The 2,768-nt window shown below is 69.1% G+C and carries 5 protein-coding genes; 2 read left to right on the top strand and 3 right to left on the bottom strand.

The annotated features are described in order from the left end of the window. Positions 1-288 precede the first annotated feature (288 nt). Entirely contained in the window at positions 289-702 is a 414-nt protein-coding gene (locus AC5RVV_RS17200) for a hypothetical protein (protein ID WP_494002581.1), read from the top strand. A 74-nt stretch (positions 703-776) separates the two neighbouring features. Here the strand turns inward: AC5RVV_RS17200 and AC5RVV_RS17195 are convergent, their stop codons facing one another. Both AC5RVV_RS17195 and AC5RVV_RS17190 read right to left on the bottom strand, forming a co-directional pair. Beyond that, positions 777-989 (bottom strand): hypothetical protein, encoded by a 213-nt coding sequence (locus AC5RVV_RS17195; RefSeq protein WP_494002580.1) that lies wholly within the window; start codon positions 987-989, stop codon positions 777-779. A gap of 10 nt (positions 990-999) precedes the next feature. Beyond that, complete coding sequence (locus AC5RVV_RS17190) at positions 1,000-1,425, bottom strand: helix-turn-helix domain-containing protein (protein ID WP_494002579.1); 426 nt, start codon at positions 1,423-1,425, stop codon at positions 1,000-1,002. A 507-nt stretch (positions 1,426-1,932) separates the two neighbouring features. Here AC5RVV_RS17190 and AC5RVV_RS17185 point away from each other — a divergent pair. Continuing rightward, on the top strand, positions 1,933-2,055 hold the full coding sequence (locus tag AC5RVV_RS17185; RefSeq protein WP_494002578.1) for a hypothetical protein: 123 nt from the start codon (positions 1,933-1,935) through the stop codon (positions 2,053-2,055). Between the two features lie 497 nt (positions 2,056-2,552). Here AC5RVV_RS17185 and AC5RVV_RS17180 read toward each other — a convergent pair whose 3' ends face one another. Then, positions 2,553-2,756, bottom strand: a complete 204-nt coding sequence (locus AC5RVV_RS17180) for a cold-shock protein (protein WP_494002582.1) — start codon at positions 2,754-2,756, stop codon at positions 2,553-2,555. Positions 2,757-2,768 lie beyond the last annotated feature (12 nt).

Genomic DNA, 2,768 nt, shown 5'->3' with positions numbered 1-2,768 from the left:
GGTGAACACCGCCCCGGGCGGGGAAGCCGGTAAGAGGGCCGTCCCCGCAGGTCGCTGGTGATCGGATGGGCCGCCGGGTACCGGCGTGGTGGGCAGCATCAGATTCGGTGTGGCCGGATCGGCGCTGCACAGGGACTTAGGTGGGAATGATCAGCGGCGGCTGTGCCCCGTGGGGCTGGTGGACCGCCCGCATCGGTGGCGTGGAGGCGGGACCGGTTCCGGTTGCTTCTGCTGTCATAAACCGCTTCGGGGCTTCCCTGTGTCCGGGGTCCGGGGGAGAATCCAGCCATGGGATTGGGGGAGGGGGCCCGCTATGATCCGGTGCGCGCGGCAGCGGCGTTCTGTGATCTGCTGGCCGTCTGGAACCGCTACCCGCACACGGAACCGGCCCGCACGGTACTGATGGAGTCCCTGCGCTGGTTCATTTCGCCGCTGTCGGGCTGGGGAACCGACCGGGGGCTGCAGCTGGCCCGGGAAACCATCACGGCGCTGGGCTCACCGGTCTTGGATCTCCGGGCCGAACCGGCCTCGGACCCGGATATCTGCCATGTCCGGGTCCCGGAGCGGTCTGTGGGCGAGCATGCATTCGAGGAGGCCGCTGCGGGCGTGGTTTTGACCCTGGTCAGATGCGCCGACGGCCGCTGGCGCATCCACGGCATCGGCGAACCCGTCCCGGCACCGGACGTGCCGCGCCCGGGCTAAGGCGCATCCGGCAAACGGCGCCGGCCGCACAGCGCGCTTCGGGGCGGCGGGCCCCTGTGCGGCCGGATCCGGTCCTAGGGTCCGGTCCGTTCCATGTCCTCGACCTCTTGCAGCGGCAGGCCGGAGGCGGCGGCCAGATCCGGTGCCGGGACACCGGCGGCCAGCCCTGCCCGGACCGCGTCCTGCAGGAGGGCATCGGCGCGGTCCAGGTCGAACTGCAGGGATTCCTTGTCTGCGGCGGCCACCCGGATGCGGTTGAGGATCCCGTCCCTGGTGCTGTGCTCCATTTCCGCCTCCTTAACCCCGTGCAGCGGATGGAACGGGCGGAAACGCTGCTCCGGGGTTTCCGCCCGCCCCGTTGGCCGGCTCATGGGTACCGGCCCTGTCGCCTGTGCCGGCAGGATCACGGTTCGAGGACATCCCACCAAGCGGACGACACTGTCGATTCTCGCACCGGATCCGCACCCGGGGAAGGTCCTCCCCGCCGTCCCCTGGCTGTGGCCGGACCCGGGCTGTGGTCAGAGCGGGGGCGCAGACCAGGGCGTTGTCCAGGTACCGGGCCAGCCGGTCTCTGCTGATCCGGTAGGTGTGTCCGACCCGTACCGCGGGCAGGCGCGCGTTGCGGATCATCCGGTAGACGGTCATGCGGGAGACCCGCAGCCGGGCGGCGACCTGTGCGACACTGAGCAGGACGTCATTACCGGCGGTGAAGTCATCTCTCATTGTTCCCCCCATGGTTGGCTGCCCGAAGATGCGAAACCGTACCGGCCCTGAGAGGACCGGTTGACTACGGACTGTAGGGAAAACACAGCTGCACGTACAGGGCGGCCGTGACCTTTCCGTAACAATAAGGCCGGATCCCGGGATCCGGGCCCTGATTATCCGGGCCTGCCCGGCGCACTTTCCGGCCGGCGACCGGAGCGCCCGGCAGCAGGCAGGAACGGGCCGCACCGGGGAAAACAGGGCCCACCGGCAATCACAGGCCACCGGCGGTCCCGGCGGTCCCGGCGCCGGCCGGCGGTTCTGCCGGTGCCGGCGTCATAATCCGCTTCCGGGGTGTAAGGTGACCGCAGTCACAGGTACGTTGCTGGCCCGGGCAGCCTCGCACCCGCCGCAGCGGCGCTGACCTGCCCTGACGGCTCAATGAGGAACCTTGGGGGAGAACCATGACCGGCAGATTCGAGATTGTGCGGGACGGGGACAGGAAACTGCGGTTCAGGCTGACCGACGGTGAGGGCCGTCCGGTCGTCTTTTCCGGTCTTCGAGCACATGCCGCAGGTGGCCGCGGCCATCACGGCGGTGCGGGAAAGCGCTGCGACGGCACCGGTGATCGACCGGACGCGCACCGTCTAGGCCCTTGCCGTCCGACCTGCCGCAGCGCCGCCGGGGGAACCGTCTCCGGCCCAAAGCCGCAGGGCGCTGCGGCCTGCGCGGCGCTTCGGGAATTACCGTCAGTTGCATCCGGCACGGAACGGGAGAACAGCCACCATGGGACAGCTTCCGATTCAGCAGTGGTGGGACCTGCTTGACCCCGGCACACAGCAATGGCTGCTGCGGAACCCGGGATGCGTGGTCCTGCCCCGCACACTCGCCAACGCCATCCAGCAGGCCGCCGGCGATATGGGGCAGAACCGGCACGGCGAAGTGCAGCTCACCCCGGCCGATCAGGACTTCCTGAGGGCCAAAGCCCGCACTGCCAGGGGAGCTTCCCTGAGCCTGGCTGCCAGGGACCGCCCGTGGTGCCGCTGCACCCCACAGACAGACCTTCCGGACCGAGCCGCCCACGCGCGCAGCCGGTCCGCCGGAATGAGTCCGCGCCCGGGGCGGTGCAGAGACGGCGAACGGAAGGGTCAGAGCGGACGGATTTTTTCCGCCTGCGGTCCCTTCGGGCCCTGGACGACGTCGTATTCGACCTTCTGGTTTTCCTCCAGGGACCGGTAGCCGCTGCTGGCGATGGCCGAGAAATGGGCGAAGACATCCGGGGATCCGTCGTCGGGCTCAATGAAACCGAAGCCCTTGTCCGCGTTAAACCATTTGACGGTTCCTGTTGCCATGATGCTTCCCCC

The sequence above is a fragment of the Arthrobacter sp. MDT2-34-1 genome, from assembly GCF_059091365.1.
The sequence above is the reverse complement of the archived record's forward strand: the minus strand, read 5'-3'. Positions and strand labels throughout refer to the sequence as shown.

Bases quoted from the DNA above. Each gene is read 5' to 3' on its own strand.
- AC5RVV_RS17200 (WP_494002581.1), top strand. From the start codon at position 289: ATGGGATTGGGGGAGGGGGCCCGCTATGATCCGGTGCGCGCGGCAGCG.
- AC5RVV_RS17195 (WP_494002580.1), bottom strand. From the start codon at position 989: ATGGAGCACAGCACCAGGGACGGGATCCTCAACCGCATCCGGGTGGCC.
- AC5RVV_RS17190 (WP_494002579.1), bottom strand. From the start codon at position 1,425: ATGAGAGATGACTTCACCGCCGGTAATGACGTCCTGCTCAGTGTCGCA.
- AC5RVV_RS17180 (WP_494002582.1), bottom strand. From the start codon at position 2,756: ATGGCAACAGGAACCGTCAAATGGTTTAACGCGGACAAGGGCTTCGGT.